Source organism: Bacillus cereus group sp. Bc031 (assembly GCF_027716265.1).
Classification (GTDB): Bacteria; Bacillota; Bacilli; order Bacillales; family Bacillaceae_G; genus Bacillus_A; species Bacillus_A paranthracis.
Genome location: NZ_JAQFUL010000089.1, coordinates 1 through 19,562, shown reverse-complemented (window position 1 = coordinate 19,562; position 19,562 = coordinate 1). Strand labels below are relative to the sequence as shown.

Genomic DNA, 19,562 nt, shown 5'->3' with positions numbered 1-19,562 from the left:
TGTTGAATACAGAAATCATCTTCTTGATGCCGCCTAACTTTTTTTAAAATGTCCTTTACAAAGGGTACGGATTAGACTGTTAACTACCTTTTTTATTTACAAATTTGGAATTTCCCAATCAATTTCCCTCTCGCCCATATTAGCTAAAATCGTATTTACTTTAGAGTATGGCTTACTTCCGAAGAAACCACGTCTTGCTGATAGTGGGCTTGGATGTACAGATTCGATAATGTGGTGCTTCGTATTTGTAATTAATTTTTTCTTCGCCTGTGCATGGCGTCCCCACAATATGAAAATAACTGGCTTTTCACGTTCATTTAATAGCTCAATTACGCGATCTGTGAAATGCTCCCATCCTTTTCCCTTATGAGAATTTGCTTCACCTTGTCGAACTGTTAATACAGTATTTAATAATAAAACGCCTTGCTCTGCCCACTTTACTAAATAACCGTTATTTGGAATATCATACCCATATTCATCTCGAAGTTCTTTATACATATTTAACAACGACGGTGGCGTTTTAATACCGGGTTGCACAGAAAAGCTTAAACCATGCGCTTGATTCGGTCCATGATATGGATCTTGTCCTAAAATAACGACCTTTGTATTTTCATAACTTGTATACTCTAGAGCGTTAAAAATATCTTCTTTCTTTGGGTAAACAACATGTGTACTGTACTCTTCTTTCAAAAAATCAGCTAGCTTACGATAATATTCTTTCTCAAATTCTGGTGCCAATAATGGCCCCCAATCATTTTTTAAAACATTTTCCATGCTTTCACTTCCCGTCTAATTAATTCACCATATCCTGTTTTGTAAATACTACAAATGAAATGATAAGGGAAACAACTGCCCAAACCGTTAAATTCATTAAAGAAAACTCCATCGATAAACCTTGTAATGCAGGTAGTTTTCCTGATAGATAATCTGTTAATGATAAATTCACACTAAAAATATATTTCGCACCTTCCCAAGATGTTGCGAACGAGCTTAAAATACCGCCTGCAATTAATGCAGCTAGCATAACGCCCATACCAGCTGGTGTATTACGAATTAAAACAGAGACCATAAATGATATAGTTCCGACAACGATAGCAACAAACCAGGCTAGTCCATACGCCATTAGGATGTATTGCCACTGCGGAATAAGATGTACAAAATTCGTATTTAACGTTTCCTTATCAATAACAAATCCAGTTAAAACAGGTAAATTCCATCCCGAGTATCCAAATACAAGCCCTGATAATACGTAAGCAAACACACCTACAAGGAGCAGTATGAGCGAAATGAAAAATAACATCGTTACGTATTTACTAAGGAGTATTTTCCAGCGCCGAATCGGCCGCGTAAGTAACATCTTCATCGTTCCATCACTTCGTTCTCCTGAAACAATATCAATGGCGACAATCATTACGAGAAGTGGAATAAATAATGTAATTCCTTGCTCAATAAACGCCCTTACAAAAGTTGGTGCGCCCGGTGCCATCGGGTTAATATCATGATCTAAATAATATTGTTGCTGCTCAACTCTTACCTTTAACCAATCACGCCATTCTTCTGGCAACCTAGAATTGTTCAAACGGTTTTGAGAATCAACGATTTGTTGCTGCAGCGAAACTTTCCAATCCGTTGTACCTAGCCTTTTTTGTGTTGTTTCTATTTCACGATACTGCGCATACACGAAGAGCGGGATTAAGATTGCTAAAATAAGCATAACAACAAAAATACGCTTCTTACGATAAATCTTCTCCGATTCGTTTAAAACTAGATTCGCAAATTCACGCATGCTGCTCACCCCTTGTGAGTTCAATAAATAAATCTTCTAGCGTAAATACAAGTTCCTTAACACTATGTACATCTATCCCGTTTTCTACAAAATGTTTATTCCAATTACTTATAGATGCGATATTCATACGGCATAGTAATCGATCACCTTCTATACTCACTTCTCTTACTTCCTCAGCATCTTCTAGCATATCTTTTGCCTTCCCAATCGGCGTAACAATCCATTCTACGCGGTCACTTGCTGTTTTAATTAATTCTTCAACCTTGGCAACTGTTATCATCTTTCCTTTATGAATAATAGCAACGCGATCGCATATCATTTGCACTTCACTTAGCAAATGACTTGAAATAAACACGCTCATATTTTCTTCTTTTACAAGCTTATGTATAAATTCCCTAAGTTCTCTAATCCCTGCTGGATCTAAACCATTCGTTGGCTCATCTAATATGAGCAATTTTGGATTCCCAAGGAGCGCCTGCGCAATTCCAAGTCGTTGTTTCATACCAAGTGAGTACGTTTTTACCTTGTCATGAATTCTTTCATCTAAATGAACCATTTCAGCAATTTCAATAATACGTTCATCTGATATATCACCTAACATACGAGCAAATTGCTTTAAATTTTCCCATCCCGTTAAATATGTATACAACTCTGGGTTTTCAACGATACTCCCAATTTGACGCATCGCTTCTCTAAAATTTTCCTTAATCGAATAACCACCGATAGAAATCGTACCTTCTGTCGCCTTAATCAATCCGACTAACATTCGAATGGTAGTCGTCTTTCCAGCACCATTTGGTCCTAAGAATCCGAACACTTCTCCTTGCTTTACATCAAAGGAAATATTCTCTACAAGAGTCTTCTTTCCAATTACCTTCTTCAAGTCTCGTACGGAAAGTATCGTCGTCATTTTATCCCTCCTTGTTCTAGTTTTAATTTACTTGCTACATTTTGAACTAATCGGTCCGCCATATATGTATACCCTACTTCATTCGGATGAAAATGATCGGAGTATAATAAATCTTTCCCACGGTTTTGGAATAAATCAAATGTCGGCGTAATATACACATTTTTATTATTTACCGCTAATTTTTCTAAAGATGCATTCCAGTCTACAACAATGTTTGAAGCCCCCTTTAAATCTTCTACATCTTCAAAAGGATTATATAAACCTAGCCAAAAAATAGGGCTATCTGTATTTAATTTACGAATTTCTTCTATAATTTTCTTCGCTTCATTTTGGAATGTTTCTGTATCAGGACGATATGTTTCTAAATCTATCTTTCCAAGCGATTCCCAGCCTGGAAATAAATCATTTCCTCCAATCGTTAAAACGATTACATCTGCTTGTTTAATTGAATATTGAGCGCCACTACTTTCAATTTGTTTTAATAAATCGGGCATTTTTGCACCACTAACTGCTAAATTTGTTAATGCAATTTTTTGCTTATAATCTTTTTGTAAATCCTCTTTCATTCGCCCAACATAGCCAATTCCTTCTTTATCACCAACGCCACGCGTCAATGAATCACCTAAACTGACGATTTGTAACGTTCCCGTTTTCTTTTTCTCTTTTGCCACTACATCGGTCTTTTTAATTAAATTTGAAGCTTTCGGATTTAATACATCATTTACACCTGAAACAAAGCCATATGCAAATAAACAGAAAGATGCAATTGTAATGAGTAGAATTACTTTTACTACTTTTGATCTCATATCAAAACCCCTTTTAGCCCTCATAGATTGTCCATAATTATACCAAACGCAATTTTGAAAAGCGATTTTCATACCTTATCTATTATGTTGTTTCCCTTTGTACGAATTCTGGCAATAACTCTACGTGCTTTACATCTATTTGCTCATCATTAATCTTTTCATATAATAATTCAAATGCCTTCACGCCAACATTTTTACTAGAATATGAAATCGTCGTAATGCCTAAAATGTCTGCTACATCTTGATCATCACAACCGATAATCGTAACATCTTCTGGAATACAAATTCTTTGTTTTTTCGCCTCCGTTACCATTCCCGCTGCAATATGGTTACAAGATACAAGAAACGCAGTTGGCTTTACTGACATAGAGGCCCACTCCCTAATTACATTACGCCCATCTTCCACCGTAAAACAGCCTTCAAACTTCCAAGTTCCTATCGGTTTTTCAGCAATCTGTTGAAGTGAATCCGCATATGCTTGTTTTCTTCTCTGGCTATTAATGCTATTACTTCTTCCAATGCAATACCCAATACGTGTATGACCAGCATCTATTAAGTTTTTCATCCCTTGTGAAAACACTTTATAGTAATCAACATGTACACTTGAAATGCATTTTGAATCTATTTCTTCACACATAACAATCGGGCCGAATTTCGTATATTCTTCAAGCTTCTCCTTACTATTTGCCCGAGAACATATAATAACCCCATCAAGCTTTTTCATTTTTAACATATTCAAAATTTCTAATTCTCTTTCCTCGCTATAATTCGTCTGACAAAGCATCATATTATAATTATTCTTTGCTGTTTCCTTTGATATTCCCTCAATAATGGCACTATAATATTGATCATTAACGTGCGGTAATAAAACGCCAATTACATTCGTTTTTCCTTTCACTAAATGAATTGCATTCACATTTTGCGTATAGTTTAATTCTTCTATAATTGCTAAAATTTCTTTTCGCTTCTGTTCATTCACATATGGATGATTATTTAGTACACGTGAAACAGTTGAAACAGATACCCCAGCAAGTTCAGCAATCTTTCTTATATTCGTCATCTCATTTTCCCCTTCTCACAAAAATTCTCCCTTGACCTGGTAAGCTTTCCACAATATATCCTTTCCTAGCAAATACTTTTTGAAAGGATATACAACTATGTTTCGACTCAAATTAGAACATATATTTTTCATTAGCGGTCTACTTATTCTCGCCATCGGCATTAATATGATGACGACAATTACTTCCTTTGGACTTAGCCCTTATGATTCCTTCTTTATTGCACTATATCAAAATTTCGGGATAAGTATCGGTTTTTGGATTTTCATGATTAACTTTGCTTTTACCCTTATCGTACTCTTTTGGAATAAAAAACAAATTACGATTGGTACAATTGTAACAATGGTTCTTATTTCTCTTTTTGTTGATTGGATCGGTTCCATTACAACTATTATGGACGCTATCCGTTCTCTTCCAAAATATATAACACTTATTTGGGGAAATCTATTCGTTGGAGCTGGAATTGGTCTTTACGTCTCTACAAATCTTTGTGCAGCACCTCAAGAAGCCTTCGTTTTAACAGTTGCTGAGAAAAAGAAATGGACATTTAGAAGAACGGAAATTTCGTTAGCATTCTTATTTTTAACATTAAGCTTCTTATTAGATGGACCTATCTATTTTGGGACAATCATTTTATCCTTTACAACAGGCTGGATTATACAAGCATTTATTCAAGTTGGTACGAAGGTTTTAAATAGAAAAGAGCCTATTAAGCAAGCTGCTTAATAGGCTCTTTCTGTTTTATGATACGAGATGCTACTTCGCATCTCCTTCAATTCGATAATTTGCCTTCACACAATCTATTTCTTCATACCCTTGCAACGTATGTAGAATATAATCATAATCAGCAAGAGACGCACGATGCGTTACAATTACAATTTCAGCTTTTCCTTTCTCTTCAAGTGGCATTTGAATAATTTTTTCAAAGCTAACGCCACGCTCAGAGAATAACGAAGTAATTTTTGCAAATACACCAATTTCATCTTTCACATGAAGTCTTAAAAATTTCTTCACAACAATTTCGTCTGGCTCTTTTAATACTTTTTGATATTGCGGGACTACAGCACTATTTCCTGTTACCCCTAATCTAATATTTTGCATTACAGCTACTAAATCGGAAACAACAGCTGTTGCTGTCGGTAAACTTCCTGCACCTGGTCCATAAAACATCGTTTCTCCAACTGCTTCACCATACACATATACAGCGTTATATTCATTTTGCACGGCCGCAAGAGGATGTGTATTTGGAAGTAAAGTCGGTTCAACTGTAACCTCTAATTTTTCACCATCTCGCTTCGCAAGACCGATTAGTTTAATCGTGTAACCTAAACTCTTACTGTATTCGATATCTTCCTCTGTAATAGAAGTAATCCCTTTTACCTTCACATCTCCAAGCTCTACATTTGTAGAGAAACCAAGGGTAGCCAAAATTGTCATTTTTCTTGCTGCATCTAAACCTTCTACATCTGATGTTGGATCCGCTTCTGCAAATCCAAGTTGCTGGGCTTCTTTTAACACGTCGTTATATGCTCTCCCTTCATCTGACATTTTCGTCAAAATAAAATTTGTCGTTCCATTTACAATTCCCATTACTTTCGTAATAAGATCTGAAGAAAGTCCCTCTACAATACTTCGTAAAATCGGAATCCCTCCGGCTACACTTGCTTCATAAAACAAATCTGCTTTATTATCTTTTGCTACCGCTAATAGTTCCGCTCCATGTAACGCCATTAAATCTTTATTAGCAGTCACAACATGCTTCCCGCTTTGTAAAGCTTGCAAAATATATGCTTTTGCATCATCAATGCCACCCATTACTTCGATGACAACGTCAATGTTTGGATTGTCTAAAATTTCATTTGCATTTTGCGTTAATAGAGTAGAAGGTACCTCTACTTCTCTCTCTTTTTCAATATTTTGTACTAGCACTTTCGTTACTTTTACAGGACAACCTACTTGGTGTATAAGTCGCTCTTGGTGATCTGTAATGATACGAACTACCCCGCTACCAACTGTCCCAAGACCTAATAAGCCAACTTGAATTTCTTTCATAATACTGTCCACCCCTCAAAAATTGTGTTTAGATGAAATTATATGAGTAAAAAATCTGAAAAACAATGTTTTTGGAACATTCGGAAAAATAAAAGTTAATCTTTACAAAGAAAACGTTGCCACGTGCGACACAATCTTTTTTTATAATACATAAGGGGTTTCTTGATACACGTAATAATTTAGCCAATTAGAGAATAATAGATTTCCATGGCTTCTCCACCTTACAAGCGGCTTCTCATTTGGATTATCATGCTTAAAATAGTTTTTCGGCACATCAATATTTAACCCTTTGTCACGATCTCGTTCGTATTCTTGCTTTAACGTATCACAACTATATTCACTATGACCGAGCGCAAACACTTGTCTTCCTTCTTGCCCAATAACAAGATGAACGCCCGCTTCCTCAGAGTTGGCTAATAACGTTAACTCCTTCACTTCTCTAATGTCACTCTCTCGTACTTCCGTATGACGAGAATGCGGGGCAAAAAATAACTCATCAAACCCTTGTAACAATTTCACATGTTGCTCACGAACTTCATGTTCAAATACACCAAACATTTTTTCCTTAAGAGGATACTTTTGAACGCCATAATGATGATACAAACCAGCCTGTGCCCCCCAGCAAATATGAAGCGTAGATGTTACATTCGTTTTTGAATACTCCATAATACGTTTAAGCTCTTCCCAATAATCTACCTCTTCAAAAGAAAGGGTTTCAACTGGTGCTCCTGTAATAATGAGTCCATCAAATTTCTCATTCTCAATATCACGGAATGTTTTATAGAAACTCGTTAAATGTTCCTGTGCAACATTACGAGACAAATGCGATTCCATATGAAGTAAATGAACATCTAATTGCAACGGTGTATTTCCAATTAAACGAAGTAATTGCGCTTCTGTTTCTTGCTTTGTAGGCATTAAATTTAATATAGCAATTTTCAATGCCCGGATATCTTGTGTTTCTGCTCGCTCTTTTGTCATTACAAAAATATTTTCCTCCTGCAACACTTTGCGAGCTGGCAAATCTTTATCAATTATGATCGGCATGTTGTTTGCCTCCGACTAGCGCTGCTTCTAAATCTGCAATAATATCCGAAACATCTTCTATACCAACTGATAAACGAATTAAATCTGATGTGACGCCAGCTAAGCGCTGATCTTCGGCACTTAATTGTCTATGCGTTGTACTAGCAGGATGTATAACGCAAGTTCGCGCATCAGCCACATGCGTTACGAGAGTTGCTAGTTTTACATTTGAAATAAATTCTTTTGCTGCTTCTAATCCTCCCTTAATGCCGAATGTTAAAACACCACTAGCACCTTTTTTCAAATACTTTTGTGCTAACGAGTAATTTTCATTACTATTTAATCCCGGATAGTTCACCCATTCAATACGTTCATGATCAGCGAGCCACTTAGCAACTGCAAGAGCATTTTCACTATGACGCTCCATTCGTAAATGCAATGTTTCTAAGCCGATATTGCTAATATACGCATTAAATGGGCTCATACAGTTTCCGTAGTCTCTTAATAATTGAACACGTGCCTTCACAATATAAGCTGCTGCGCCAAAATTTTGAACGTAACTTACGCCGTGATAACTTGGATCCGGTTCAACTAGTTCAGGATATTTCCCGTTTGTCCAATCGAAGTTCCCTCCGTCAATTACAATGCCACCTAACGAACTTGCATGACCATCAATATATTTCGTCGTAGAATGAACGATAATATTTGCTCCATGTTCAAATGCTTGGCATAAATAAGGAGTTGCTAATGTATTATCCACGATAAAAGGTACTTCCAACTCTTTCGCTGCATCTGAAAGTTCTTTGAAATTTAAAACGTTCATCGCTGGATTTCCTAGCGATTCTGCATAAACGAGTTTCGTCTTATCATTAGCAAGGGCCACAATTTCATCAGCAGTTAAATTCGGATTAAAGAATGTAACATCGATACCAAGTTTACGCAAACTCACTCCAAATAAATTAAACGTCCCGCCATAAACTGTGGAAGAACAAAGCAAGTGGTCTCCGCTACTACAAATATTTAAAACAGCAAGCATAATAGCAGCTTGCCCAGAAGCCGTTGCAACAGCACCTACACCACCTTCTAAATCCGCCAGCTTTTGCTCAAATGCAGCTAAAGTAGGATTTCCAATACGCGTGTAGATATATCCTTCTGCCTCTAAATTAAATAGCGCTGCTAAATCATCTGAAGTATCGTATTTATACGTTGTACTTTGATAAAGCGGTAAAACACGCGGTTCACCATTCTTTGGCGTATAGCCACCTTGCACACAAATCGTTCCTTTCCCCCATGATTCTCCCATCTCTTATTCTCCTTTCTTTTATACAAAATAAAAAACTGCCCCTTTCCTGAAAACAAGAAAGGAGCAGTTTGAAAACACGCTCTAAAGGCTCTTTCTTATCTCTCAGGGTTATTACCTGCAGGATTTGGCACAATTCCGTTATACGGCTGTTGCCAAGGTTTCATCGGGCCTGTCCCTCCACCTTTTCTTGATAAGACTATGCAATTACCGTTGATTTTATAGCAATAATTTCCTAATGTCAATTGGTTTTTCTGAATGTTCTAAATTAAATACAAAGAACTTAATGTACATAACAAAAGAAATATATTCTATATCCATTTGAAAAAGACCTTTTAAAACCTCCGCTTAATTTACTATTACCAATGCTTGGGGCAGCTACTATCGGAAATGCATTTCCACTTCCAAAACATAACGAAACTACAAATTAAAAAAATAGGCAGTGTGGACAAAAGTTCCACTGCCTATTCTCATTACACATGTTGCTTCAATAATGCATATAACTCCTCAAAATTATGCACTTCATATGTCGGTATAATCCCACTATCATTTAATTTCCTTTCTGGATTAAACCAACAAGTATCAATTCCCGCTACATATCCACCTTTCATATCAGCGCTTAACGAATCCCCAATAATGAGCCCTTCTTCAGGAACAAAGTTAGGAATCCTTTCAAAAACATAATCAAAATACTCTTTCATCGGCTTTTGATAACCTGTATCTTCAGAAACGAAAATATCTTGAAACAAGGCATGTAACCCTGCATTACGTAATCGTTTATCTTGCGTCTTAGAAATACCGTTTGTCACTATATATAAATCGTACTCACTTTGAATTTGATTTATAAATTGTAAAGCACCTTCCATGAGCTGATTTCCTTCTTCTAAGTAACTGCGATAATTATTTTCGAATAATATCCCATCTACTTCTTCCCCGTATTCTTTAAACAAAATTGAAAATCGTGTATTTACAACTTCATCACGATTTATTTCACCTTCTTCAAAAGCAGTCCAAAGACTTTTATTAATTTTTTTATATTGCGCTTCAATCTCGCTAGTTAGAGACATCCCTTTCTCTTCAAAAAGCATACGTAATGCCGATCTTTCTGCCTTTTGAAAATCCAACAATGTATCATCTACATCGAATAATAATGTTTTATATTTTTTCATAAGCCCTTCACACTCTCTTTTCTACAAAAACAAATTTACGTAAATCGTATCATTCTTTCTTGTAAAAATAATAGGAGATATCTCATACTAAACATGAGGTGAAAACATGAAAGTCAGCAGAAATAACGAAGAAATCTCTCATTACATACAAACTTACAATTTCCATACTCTTTTTTCTTTTGATATCTTACCATATGCTGAACTACATTCCTTTCAGAAGAGAGAAAAGATATGTAATGAAGGGGTCGATGTTCCTTATCTTTATTACTTAATTTCTGGGAAAGCAAAAATATATATGAGTCACAAAAACGGAAAGGTCTCCTTGATTAACTTTATTCAGGCACCTTCGTTCATTGGGGAATTAGGATTAATTGGCGTAGAATCTGTTACGAAAACGGTGGAAGTAATTGAAGAGTGTATATGCTTAGCGCTTCCTCTTAAAGATTGTCAGCATCTTTTGTTACAAGATGCTACCTTTCTACAGAAACTATGCAAATTTATCGGTGAGAAAACCATTACCCGAACAGAAAGTTATGCTAAAAATAATAGTTATCCGTTCGAAAATCGATTAGCGGCGTTTATTCTATTAACAGAACAAAATAACAGTTATATAGAAAAACATACTGAGGTTTCGGAATACTTAAATTTTAGCTACCGTCACCTTTTATATGCATTGAACCAATTTTGCCAACAAAATTACTTAAAGAAAGATGGAAGAACCTATTACATACAAGATCGAATTCAGTTAGAAAAACTAGCTGACGAACTTAAAATATAAAAAAGTAGCATTAACGTTTATCTGTTAATGCTACTTTTTTGAGTGACGATTCTATTTTCAATTAAAATTTACTTGCTACTTTAGCTGCTTCTTCAAGACCAGCTGTAATGATTTCTTCTGCTTTATCTGGGAATTGGTTATGTCCTTCAATAACTACTGTTTCCATGTTTGTTGCGCCGAAGAAGCCCATCATGCTTGCTACATATTTAACAGCCATTTCTACTTCTGCTGCTGGACCTTCAGAATATACGCCACCGCGTGCGTTTAATAATGCAATCTTCTTATCTCCAATTAGACCAACTGGACCTTCTGGCGTATATTTAAACGTTTTACCAGCACGGTTTAAATAATCAATATATGTGTGTAGTACCGCTGGAATCGTTAAGTTCCATAATGGGAAACCGAAAACGACTTTATCAGCTTCTAGAAATTGATTTAAATACTTATCAGCAACTGCTACTGCTTTTGCTTCCTCTTCAGTTAAATCAAACCCTTTACCAGCTTTGAATGTACCATTAATCATATCTACGCCTACATATGGTAATTCTTCTTTATATAAATCAAGTTCTACTACTGTATCGTTTGGATGCGCTTCTTTGTAACTTGCTAAAAACGCTTCATATAATTTTACACTAACTGCTTGTTCCGCTGGACGGTTGTTTGCTTTTACGAATAAAACTTTTGTCATTATGTTTTCCTCCTAGTACTAACTCTTCTGTTGTTATATGCTTTCAAAAAAGGTATCCCTTGTAATTGTTGTTTTGTTGCTTACAAACATATTTTATCTTTATATCAAGACAATTTCGTCCTCACATAGACGTATTTTTCCATAAAAAAAGTCCACCTTCTAAAGGCGAACTAGGTCTTACGACTTTCGTCTTATACAATTCCATTTTTTACTGCATATAATGCTGCTTGCGTACGATCAGATAAATTCAACTTACTCAAAATACTACTTACATGAGCTTTTACCGTTTTTTCCGTAATAACTAAAACAGAAGCGATTTCTTTATTACTCATCCCTTTCGCTAATAGCTGCAATACTTCATATTCTCTCGCTGTTAACACATCCACTTGAATAGAAGGCTCTTCTTCCTTTTCTTCTACAGGTAATGTTTGAGAGAGAAGAGCATTTGCTATATCAGGATGTAATTGAATATTACCTTTATATGCACTTCGAATAGCCTCAACAAGCTGATCCGGTTCTACATCTTTTAAAATATACCCGCTTGCTCCAGCCCTTAATGCTGGTAACACATGCGCCTGATCAGAAAAGCTAGTTAATACAATTACTTTCACATCCGGGTATTCTTTTTTAATACACGCTGTCGCCTCAACACCATCCATTTCGGGCATATATAAATCCATTAGTACAACATCAGGATTCGTCTCCCCTACTTTCATTAGTGCCTCTTTCCCTTTACTTGCTTCTCCAACTAACTCTATATCTTCCTGTGTACTTAAGAAAAATGCTAATCCTTTTAAAACGACTGTATGATCATCAACTAACAATACTTTTATTTTCACAAACTTCCCTCATTTTCACATCATAATGGTACGTTTACTTTTACACTTGTCCTTTTCTTATTACTTACAATTTTAATTGTTCCACCGACTAATTCTACTCTTTCTCGCATCGTAGTCATGCCAAGTGATTTCTTCTCTTTTATATCCTTTTCTACAAAGCCGGTTCCTTGATCGACTATTTCTAATGATACATTCTTCTCCGTCACTTTGAAATAAATCGTCGCTTCTCTAACATTTGCATGCTTACTTACATTATTTAAAGCTTCTTGTCCAATTCTCCATAGCGCTTCCTCTACTACGCGTGGCAAATCACGGACACCTGTAACTTGTTCTCGAATTTTCAATCCCAAACTTTCACCATATTGCTTTAAAGCTGGTAATAATCCTTTCTCCAAACCCGCTGGACGTAATTGCCAAATTAATGTCCTCATTTCTTTTAAAGCTCCTTGCGCTAGTTCACGCATGTCATGCAAAGATCGATCCACTTTTTCGTTTTGACCTTTTAAAACCGCCTCAGCGCCTTTTGTCATAAAGGTTAACGAAAATAGCTTTTGTGAAACGGAGTCATGTAAGTCCCTTGCTAATCGATTTCTTTCTTCCATTCGTACGAGTTCACGTCGTTGCTCATTTAACCTTAAATTTTCTATCACGAAAGAAATATGATTTGTTATTGCTTGAAGTACATCTAACGTATTTACATCAAATTCACCATTATTTGAACTAACACATAAAACACCAAATATGTGAGTTTGAATCTGTATTGGGGTGGCGATAACCGTCCTATTAGAGGAATTTTTATGACTGATTTGATCGTTTAATAAAATAGGTTCACCTTTTTCTAACGCTTCTTTCGCCGCTTCTTTTATATCCTCCTGCCATTCTTCCTGGCAATAAGATGCCCGCAAGGATAATTCTTTCTCTTCCCTAATAAAGAATGCGACTTGATTCCACTGAAACACTTCACCTAATTGATCTACAACTTTTTCAGGCAATATATTAAATTGATGAATCGTTCTTAAAACTTGAATGAACCGTTCTAATTTCACATAATAATGTGCTCTTCGCTTTTCATTTTCATATAACTTTGCTCGTTTTAAAGCCGTTCCAATTTGGAAGGCAACTGATTGAAGCAATACTAATTCTTCTTCTGAAAAATATGTTTTACCTGGGCTTGCCACATTTAACAAACCAAATTTTTCTCCTCCAGCCTTTAAAGGAACAGTAGCATGATGAAGAACTCCTTCTGTATCTCCCCAATTATATTCAATTGCATTATTAATTCTTTTACATTCAATAATATTAACAGCTCGTTCTAATTTTCCATCCACAAAGCCACGTAAACACCAACATTCCCCTTCACACATCGGACGTTTGTTTTCATATGTAAGTGCCTCTGGTAATTGATAATCAATTAATTTTGTATACCTACCATTTTCATCCGCAAGAAATATCCATCCTGTCGTTAAACCTGTTACACTCAGCAATTTTTCTAGTACTGCTTGCAATACATGATATGTATCATTTGATGTATTTAGTGTTTCTGCAATCTCTTTTAATATAACTAATTCATTTGTACGATTCTCTTGAAACATAATTCGTCTCCTACATACAAGATTTTACATAGTTCCTAACATAAATCATCTACTTTTCACTTTGTACTTATTCGTAACATTGATATAATGGTGAAAACATAGTTTTCATTATATCACCTGAGGGGGCTTTTCATAATGACATTAAATAAAGCACTTACTATCGCTGGTTCTGACACAAGTGGCGGTGCTGGTATACAAGCAGATTTAAAAACATTCCAAGAACTTGGTGTGTACGGAATGACATCTCTTACGACAATCGTAACGATGGATCCACATAACGGTTGGGCACATAACGTATTCCCCATCCCAGCTTCTACATTAAAACCACAATTAGAAACGACAATTGAGGGCGTTGGCGTAGATGCTTTAAAAACAGGTATGCTTGGATCAGTAGAAATTATTGAAATGGTTGCAGAAACAATCGAAAAACATAATTTCAAAAATGTAGTAGTTGACCCTGTTATGGTATGTAAAGGTGCTGATGAAGCATTACATCCTGAAACGAATGATTGCTTACGTGACGTTCTTGTTCCAAAGGCATTAGTTGTCACACCAAACTTATTTGAAGCTTACCAATTAAGTGGCGTAAAGATTAATTCTCTTGAAGACATGAAAGAAGCAGCGAAAAAAATCCATGCTTTAGGTGCGAAGTATGTCCTAATTAAAGGCGGTAGCAAGCTTGGTACCGAAACTGCAATCGACGTCCTATATGATGGAGAGACATTCGACATTCTAGAATCAGAAAAAATTGATACGACAAATACACACGGCGCAGGTTGCACATATTCTGCTGCAATTACAGCAGAACTTGCAAAAGGAAAACCTGTGAAAGAAGCAGTAAAAACTGCTAAAGAATTTATCACAGCTGCTATCCGTTATTCATTCAAGATCAACGAATACGTAGGCCCAACACATCACGGTGCATATCGTAAATTCGTTGTATCAAAAGAGCTTGTCTAACCTATAAATAAAAACACCCACAGAGTGTGTATTTTCCCTCTCTGTGGGTGTTTTTATTTATAAGCTCTTCTGGTCATCTTATCTTTAAGATGCAGAACTAACCTGATTTCTACCATTTCTTTTGGAGTAATATAATGCATCATCAGCAGCTTGAATAAATTGCTCTGGTGATTGTTCATATACTGAAATCCCTACTGAAACTGTAATTTTTATTTTTGTTCCATCTAACAATTGGAATGAATGTTTTTCAACAGCTGCGCGAACTTGTTCCCCCATACGCATTCCGTAAGCTAATCCCTTCTGCGGTATAAGAAGCGCGAACTCCTCTCCATCCTTTCGAAAAGCCAAATCTGGAAACATTGAAACTTCTCGTAAAATACGCCCTATTTGTTTTAATACTTCATCTCCTGCAGGATGCCCGTACGTATCGTTTACAGACTTAAAATGATCAATATCTATAAGTAGTAAACAAAGTGAATCATTTTTCATGCGCTTATTACCAATATGATGATTCATTTCTAAATCAAACTGCCTTACGTTTCCTAACCCTGTCAATGCATCTATCGTTGCATATTGCTTCATCTTTTGAAATAACTCATTGGATTGCAATACATAATTCGCGCTTATAAATGTGATATATGCTGCAACACTACTACAAACTAAATATAATGCTACTATAGACATATCCTTAAACAGCATAGAAAGTGGCACCGCTAAAATAAATAAACTATATACATTAAACCAGGTCCATCTTGTAAACATAGAAACTTTCATCCGCCAAATGAAAGTAACCCCAATACCTATCAATACAATAGTATAACAAGCCAATTCAGAGGCTAAAGAGTACTCGGTTAAAAATAATCGGGTAATTAAAATAATCGTAACTGTTATACTACTAGCTATCGGCCCTCCGATTATAATTGCCAAAATAACTGCTAAATAACGTAGATCCAACATAATATTTTCAATATGTACACCAAAATACATCAACAGTACACTTAATATTCCAGTAAAAATACCAACTACACATTTCTGCCAAAAAGAGAACTCTTCTTTTAACGGTTTATCTCTTAAAAGCTGACCTCCAATAAAAATAAAGGAAAGAATAATTGTTGTATTTACAAATAAGTCCCTTAACATAAAATAATCTCCCTACTTTTCTATCTATCCCTTTCCTTATTTTATTGTATACGAAATGCCTATAATTCCCAAAGTTTTTTATATATTTTTTGCTGTTCCACGTGAAACAGCAAAAAAATAAAAAGGACGCAAATTCGTCCTTCTCATTAACAACAGCGTGATATTTTTCCACCCTTTGCATTAAATCTAGCTTCTTGCGCTTCTGCAAAAAATTGTTTTTGACATACAACTTCTTCTTCTGGATGATGCTTTTTCATATGCTCTACATATGTTTCATAGCTTGGTACCCCAACAAGTAAGCTAATAAAGTGTTTCCTTTGTCCCCATACTTGCCGTAGTCTTTTAAGCATAGTTCCTCGACTCACTTTCATCTTTAGGGATATATGGTGCCTCTTTTAGCGGCATCGGCTTATTTCTTAATACTTGAATCCAAATTCGAATTGCAGAAATTAATACAGCGATTACAACGATCATAAAAATCCCACAAAGTGCCGCATCAATATAATCATTGAAAATAATTTGCTTCATTTGGGCAACATTTTTAGCTGGCGCTAACACTTTCCCTTCATCTAACGCTCCTTGAAACACCTTTGCGTGGGATAGAAATCCTATTTTAGGGTTTTCATGAAATAGCTTTTGATACCCCGCTGTCATCGTTACAATAAGCAATCCGACAGTTGGAATAAGCGTCACCCAAACATATGCCTTTTTTCCCATTTTGAATAAAATTGTCGTTCCAAGTAATAATGCAATACCTGCTAACATTTGATTTGCAATACCGAAAAGTGGCCATAATGTATTAATTCCACCAAGCGGATCAACTACCCCTTGATATAAGAAATAACCCCATCCTAATACACATAACGTTGTAGCTATTACATTCGCTAATGTAGAATCCGTTTTCCCAAATGGCTTATATACATGCCCTAAAATATCTTGAATCATAAATCGGCCGACACGCGTTCCAGCATCAATTGTTGTTAAAATGAATAGTGCTTCAAAGAGAATCGCAAAATGATACCAAAATGCCATCATGGCCGTTCCACCTATTACTTGTGAGAAAATATATGCCATACCTATCGCTAACGTTGGTGCACCACCTGTACGTGATAAAATCGTTTGCTCTCCAACGTTTACAGCGAGATCTTTTAGTTCATTTGGTGTAATAGCAAATCCCCATGAGGAAATAACTTGAGCTGCCTGCGAGACATCTGTACCGATAAGTGCTGCAGGACTATTAATTGCAAAATACGTTCCCGGTGTTAATACACAAGCTGCAATCATCGCCATGGCTGCTACAAACGACTCCATTAACATTGCTCCATAACCGATTGGCTGTGCGTGTCCCTCTTGCTCAATCATCTTCGGCGTCGTACCTGATGAAACAAGAGCATGGAATCCAGATACTGCACCACAAGCAATAGTAATAAATAAGAACGGGAATAAGTTTCCAGAGAACACAGGACCAGTTCCATCAATAAATTTTGAAACTGCTGGCATTTGTAAATCTGGTGCTACAATTAAAATACCGATTGCTAATCCTACAATTGTTCCGACTTTTAAAAATGTACTTAAATAATCACGTGGTGCTAAAAGCATCCAAACTGGTAATGCCGATGCGATAAATCCATATACAATAAGCATTATAGCAATTGTTTCTCCGCTAAACGTGAATATGCTTGCAAGCGCTGGATTTTCCGCTACATACTGCCCTCCAATAAGAGACAGTATAAGTAGGATAATTCCAATTACTGACCCTTCACCAACCCGTCCAGGCCTAATGTAGCGCATATATACTCCCATTAAAATAGCAATAGGAATCGTTGCTGCTATCGTAAACATTCCCCAAGGGCTTCCGACAAGCGCCTTTACTACTACTAATGCTAATACCGCTAATAAAATAATCATAATGCCTAAAATACCAATCATTGCAATAAGTCCTGTAACAGGACCAATCTCATCTTTAATCATTTCACCGAGAGATTTACCATTACGTCTCATCGAAGCAAATAAAATGACAAAATCTTGCACAGCTCCGGCGACAACTACCCCTACAATAATCCATATTGTCCCTGGCAAATATCCCATTTGTGCCGCCAAAATCGGTCCTACTAAAGGACCAGCCCCAGCGATTGCTGCAAAATGATGCCCAAATAATACCCATTTATTTGTCGGAACATAATCTTTTCCATCATTTAATGTATGAGCTGGCGTTTGTCGATTATTATCTAAACCGAATACCTTTCTCGCTATAAATCTACTATAAAAGCGATAAGCAACTGCATACACACATACCGCAGCTACTAAGAGCCATACAGCATTAATAGTTTCACCTTGTGATAAAGCTATTACACCAAAAGCCCCGGCTCCTACTGCTGCAATAACTCCCCAAAGTAAAATCGACTTCAATGTTCTCACATACAATCCCCCCAATACTATTTCTTAGTGGGATTGTACTAAATTTTCTGAATATTTAACTTGAATCCTCCCTATCATGAAGGATTTTTAGTTTATCATGTTAAAAAATTCGCATTATCTGCTATAATTCAATTTTATTTCGAAGTCGTTTCACATAATTACGACTTACTGGAATCGGTTGCTCATCATATTTATCTAAATACAGATTATATGTGCCATTATAGTAAGGCTTTAACTCTTTTACATATGACATATTAATTAAATAACTTTTATGTACACGTAAAAAATCATATGCATTTAGCTTATTTTCTAGCTCCTGGAGTGTATATGTTGAAATATACTGATTATTTGTTGTATAAATTGAAACTGTTTTGTTTTCCTTATTTTTGCTTACATATACAATATCTTCAGGGAAAATATACCGAATCCCCTCTTGACCTTCTATCGGTAGTTTACGCAAATAGCTCTTTGCTTTCTCACCTTGCTCTTTAGCCATTCTATATAAAAGGAATTGCAAATCTTCCTCGCGAAATGGGCGTAGTAAATAATAAACTGCTTGAAAACGAAATGCTGTAATGGACTCTTCTATATCTTCACCCATAAAAATAAATTTCGTATAACAATTTACTTCTCGTAATAAACTCGCATATTCAAAACCCGTTCCATCTAGTAATTTTGAATTTAAAAAAACAAAATCTGGTGTATGCTTCTTCATCATAAATAATGATTCTGTTCCTGTATTTGCTTCAAAACATTCTACATTCCTTATATTTTCAGTAAATTTTTCAACTAAACTTCTTCGCTCTTCTGCATCTTCCATGATCAGTAAAATTTTCATTTCTTCAACCACCTAATTCTTTTGTCCGTATGTCCTGTTGTATACATTCGCTTTTATAAGGAACATTCCCTTTTTCTTACTATACCATTATTTATCTAAAAAAACAGAAAAAAGGGAACCATCATGGTAATCCGTACCCTTTGTAAAGGACATTTTAAAAAAAGTTAGGCGGCATCAAGAAGATGATTTCTGTATTCAACAG

At 35.8% G+C, this 19,562-nt stretch carries 19 protein-coding genes and 1 riboswitch; of the genes, 3 read left to right on the top strand and 16 right to left on the bottom strand.

Going from position 1 to position 19,562, the window contains the following annotated elements; translation table 11 throughout:
• Positions 1-96: 96 nt before the first annotated feature.
• From PDQ33_RS24105 to PDQ33_RS24085, 5 genes are read right to left on the bottom strand one after another with little or no spacing between them, the layout of a single operon-like run.
• Positions 97-774 carry a uracil-DNA glycosylase gene (locus PDQ33_RS24105; protein WP_000432535.1) on the bottom strand — a complete coding sequence of 226 codons (678 nt, stop codon included), beginning with the start codon at positions 772-774 and terminating at the stop codon, positions 97-99.
• Between the two features lie 19 nt (positions 775-793).
• Positions 794-1,786, bottom strand: coding sequence for an ABC transporter permease subunit (locus tag PDQ33_RS24100; protein WP_001206495.1), 993 nt, complete (start codon positions 1,784-1,786; stop codon positions 794-796).
• The gene (locus PDQ33_RS24095) at positions 1,779-2,696 is read right to left on the bottom strand and encodes an ABC transporter ATP-binding protein (protein ID WP_000207715.1); all 918 of its coding nucleotides are present in this window, start codon (positions 2,694-2,696) and stop codon (positions 1,779-1,781) included. The genes PDQ33_RS24100 and PDQ33_RS24095 overlap by 8 nt, the downstream gene beginning before the upstream one ends.
• The gene (locus tag PDQ33_RS24090) at positions 2,693-3,574 is read right to left on the bottom strand and encodes an SGNH/GDSL hydrolase family protein (RefSeq protein ID WP_270394102.1); all 882 of its coding nucleotides are present in this window, start codon (positions 3,572-3,574) and stop codon (positions 2,693-2,695) included. Before PDQ33_RS24090 ends, PDQ33_RS24095 begins: the two co-directional genes overlap by 4 nt.
• 10 nt (positions 3,575-3,584) lie before the next feature.
• A complete protein-coding gene (locus tag PDQ33_RS24085) occupies positions 3,585-4,562 on the bottom strand; it encodes a LacI family DNA-binding transcriptional regulator (protein WP_270756742.1) in 978 nt (325 codons plus the stop codon).
• 97 nt (positions 4,563-4,659) lie between these two features.
• Between PDQ33_RS24085 and PDQ33_RS24080 the strand changes: the two genes are divergently transcribed.
• On the top strand, positions 4,660-5,286 hold the full coding sequence (locus PDQ33_RS24080) for a YczE/YyaS/YitT family protein (RefSeq protein ID WP_270394105.1): 627 nt from the start codon (positions 4,660-4,662) through the stop codon (positions 5,284-5,286).
• Between the two features lie 30 nt (positions 5,287-5,316).
• Here PDQ33_RS24080 and PDQ33_RS24075 read toward each other — a convergent pair whose 3' ends face one another.
• The 4 genes from PDQ33_RS24075 to PDQ33_RS24060 form a co-directional block, all read right to left on the bottom strand.
• Positions 5,317-6,612: a homoserine dehydrogenase gene (locus tag PDQ33_RS24075; protein ID WP_087950802.1), complete on the bottom strand. Its 1,296-nt coding sequence runs from the start codon at positions 6,610-6,612 to the stop codon at positions 5,317-5,319.
• A gap of 141 nt (positions 6,613-6,753) precedes the next feature.
• Positions 6,754-7,659 carry a homoserine O-acetyltransferase MetA gene (gene metA / locus PDQ33_RS24070; protein WP_001121522.1) on the bottom strand — a complete coding sequence of 302 codons (906 nt, stop codon included), beginning with the start codon at positions 7,657-7,659 and terminating at the stop codon, positions 6,754-6,756.
• Positions 7,643-8,941: a bifunctional O-acetylhomoserine aminocarboxypropyltransferase/cysteine synthase gene (locus PDQ33_RS24065; protein WP_000504757.1), complete on the bottom strand. Its 1,299-nt coding sequence runs from the start codon at positions 8,939-8,941 to the stop codon at positions 7,643-7,645. The genes metA and PDQ33_RS24065 overlap by 17 nt, the downstream gene beginning before the upstream one ends.
• A 92-nt stretch (positions 8,942-9,033) precedes the next feature.
• Positions 9,034-9,138: riboswitch (SAM riboswitch) on the bottom strand.
• Between the two features lie 273 nt (positions 9,139-9,411).
• Positions 9,412-10,107, bottom strand: a complete 696-nt coding sequence (locus tag PDQ33_RS24060) for a YjjG family noncanonical pyrimidine nucleotidase (protein WP_270394107.1) — start codon at positions 10,105-10,107, stop codon at positions 9,412-9,414.
• Between the two features lie 106 nt (positions 10,108-10,213).
• On the opposite strand from PDQ33_RS24060, the gene PDQ33_RS24055 reads away from it, so the two are divergent.
• Positions 10,214-10,885, top strand: coding sequence for a transcriptional regulator YeiL (locus PDQ33_RS24055; protein WP_270756746.1), 672 nt, complete (start codon positions 10,214-10,216; stop codon positions 10,883-10,885).
• Positions 10,886-10,946: 61 nt separating this feature from the next.
• Here the strand turns inward: PDQ33_RS24055 and PDQ33_RS24050 are convergent, their stop codons facing one another.
• From PDQ33_RS24050 to PDQ33_RS24040, 3 genes are all read right to left on the bottom strand, one after another.
• Positions 10,947-11,573, bottom strand: a complete 627-nt coding sequence (locus tag PDQ33_RS24050) for an FMN-dependent NADH-azoreductase (RefSeq protein WP_000170050.1) — start codon at positions 11,571-11,573, stop codon at positions 10,947-10,949.
• A gap of 191 nt (positions 11,574-11,764) precedes the next feature.
• Positions 11,765-12,412 (bottom strand): response regulator, encoded by a 648-nt coding sequence (locus tag PDQ33_RS24045; RefSeq protein ID WP_270756747.1) that lies wholly within the window; start codon positions 12,410-12,412, stop codon positions 11,765-11,767.
• 20 nt (positions 12,413-12,432) lie between these two features.
• Positions 12,433-14,004 carry a GAF domain-containing sensor histidine kinase gene (locus PDQ33_RS24040; RefSeq protein WP_270394112.1) on the bottom strand — a complete coding sequence of 524 codons (1,572 nt, stop codon included), beginning with the start codon at positions 14,002-14,004 and terminating at the stop codon, positions 12,433-12,435.
• 135 nt (positions 14,005-14,139) lie between these two features.
• Here PDQ33_RS24040 and pdxK point away from each other — a divergent pair, with 135 nt between their 5' ends.
• Positions 14,140-14,964: a pyridoxine/pyridoxal/pyridoxamine kinase gene (pdxK, locus tag PDQ33_RS24035; protein WP_000174249.1), complete on the top strand. Its 825-nt coding sequence runs from the start codon at positions 14,140-14,142 to the stop codon at positions 14,962-14,964.
• An 84-nt stretch (positions 14,965-15,048) separates the two neighbouring features.
• On the opposite strand, the gene PDQ33_RS24030 is transcribed toward pdxK, so the two are convergent.
• The 4 genes from PDQ33_RS24030 to PDQ33_RS24015 form a co-directional block, all read right to left on the bottom strand.
• The gene (locus PDQ33_RS24030; RefSeq protein WP_270394113.1) at positions 15,049-16,104 is read right to left on the bottom strand and encodes a GGDEF domain-containing protein; all 1,056 of its coding nucleotides are present in this window, start codon (positions 16,102-16,104) and stop codon (positions 15,049-15,051) included.
• A 146-nt stretch (positions 16,105-16,250) separates the two neighbouring features.
• Positions 16,251-16,454 (bottom strand): YbdD/YjiX family protein, encoded by a 204-nt coding sequence (locus tag PDQ33_RS24025; RefSeq protein ID WP_000919824.1) that lies wholly within the window; start codon positions 16,452-16,454, stop codon positions 16,251-16,253.
• Entirely contained in the window at positions 16,447-18,522 is a 2,076-nt protein-coding gene (gene cstA / locus PDQ33_RS24020; protein ID WP_262724324.1) for a carbon starvation protein CstA, read from the bottom strand. Before cstA ends, PDQ33_RS24025 begins: the two co-directional genes overlap by 8 nt.
• Positions 18,523-18,643: 121 nt before the next feature.
• Entirely contained in the window at positions 18,644-19,360 is a 717-nt protein-coding gene (locus PDQ33_RS24015) for a LytR/AlgR family response regulator transcription factor (protein WP_270394116.1), read from the bottom strand.
• Positions 19,361-19,562 lie beyond the last annotated feature (202 nt).

Excerpts from the sequence above, each read along its gene's own strand:
- PDQ33_RS24025 (WP_000919824.1), bottom strand. The coding sequence starts at position 16,454 with ATGCTTAAAAGACTACGGCAAGTATGGGGACAAAGGAAACACTTTATT.
- PDQ33_RS24015 (WP_270394116.1), bottom strand. The coding sequence starts at position 19,360 with ATGAAAATTTTACTGATCATGGAAGATGCAGAAGAGCGAAGAAGTTTA.
- PDQ33_RS24065 (WP_000504757.1), bottom strand. The coding sequence starts at position 8,941 with ATGGGAGAATCATGGGGGAAAGGAACGATTTGTGTGCAAGGTGGCTAT.
- PDQ33_RS24050 (WP_000170050.1), bottom strand. The coding sequence starts at position 11,573 with ATGACAAAAGTTTTATTCGTAAAAGCAAACAACCGTCCAGCGGAACAA.
- PDQ33_RS24105 (WP_000432535.1), bottom strand. The coding sequence starts at position 774 with ATGGAAAATGTTTTAAAAAATGATTGGGGGCCATTATTGGCACCAGAA.
- PDQ33_RS24090 (WP_270394102.1), bottom strand. The coding sequence starts at position 3,574 with ATGAAAATCGCTTTTCAAAATTGCGTTTGGTATAATTATGGACAATCT.
- PDQ33_RS24085 (WP_270756742.1), bottom strand. The coding sequence starts at position 4,562 with ATGACGAATATAAGAAAGATTGCTGAACTTGCTGGGGTATCTGTTTCA.
- PDQ33_RS24060 (WP_270394107.1), bottom strand. The coding sequence starts at position 10,107 with ATGAAAAAATATAAAACATTATTATTCGATGTAGATGATACATTGTTG.
- PDQ33_RS24095 (WP_000207715.1), bottom strand. The coding sequence starts at position 2,696 with ATGACGACGATACTTTCCGTACGAGACTTGAAGAAGGTAATTGGAAAG.
- pdxK (WP_000174249.1), top strand. The coding sequence starts at position 14,140 with ATGACATTAAATAAAGCACTTACTATCGCTGGTTCTGACACAAGTGGC.
- PDQ33_RS24030 (WP_270394113.1), bottom strand. The coding sequence starts at position 16,104 with ATGTTAAGGGACTTATTTGTAAATACAACAATTATTCTTTCCTTTATT.
- PDQ33_RS24075 (WP_087950802.1), bottom strand. The coding sequence starts at position 6,612 with ATGAAAGAAATTCAAGTTGGCTTATTAGGTCTTGGGACAGTTGGTAGC.
- metA (WP_001121522.1), bottom strand. The coding sequence starts at position 7,659 with ATGCCGATCATAATTGATAAAGATTTGCCAGCTCGCAAAGTGTTGCAG.
- PDQ33_RS24080 (WP_270394105.1), top strand. The coding sequence starts at position 4,660 with ATGTTTCGACTCAAATTAGAACATATATTTTTCATTAGCGGTCTACTT.
- PDQ33_RS24040 (WP_270394112.1), bottom strand. The coding sequence starts at position 14,004 with ATGTTTCAAGAGAATCGTACAAATGAATTAGTTATATTAAAAGAGATT.
- PDQ33_RS24055 (WP_270756746.1), top strand. The coding sequence starts at position 10,214 with ATGAAAGTCAGCAGAAATAACGAAGAAATCTCTCATTACATACAAACT.
- PDQ33_RS24100 (WP_001206495.1), bottom strand. The coding sequence starts at position 1,786 with ATGCGTGAATTTGCGAATCTAGTTTTAAACGAATCGGAGAAGATTTAT.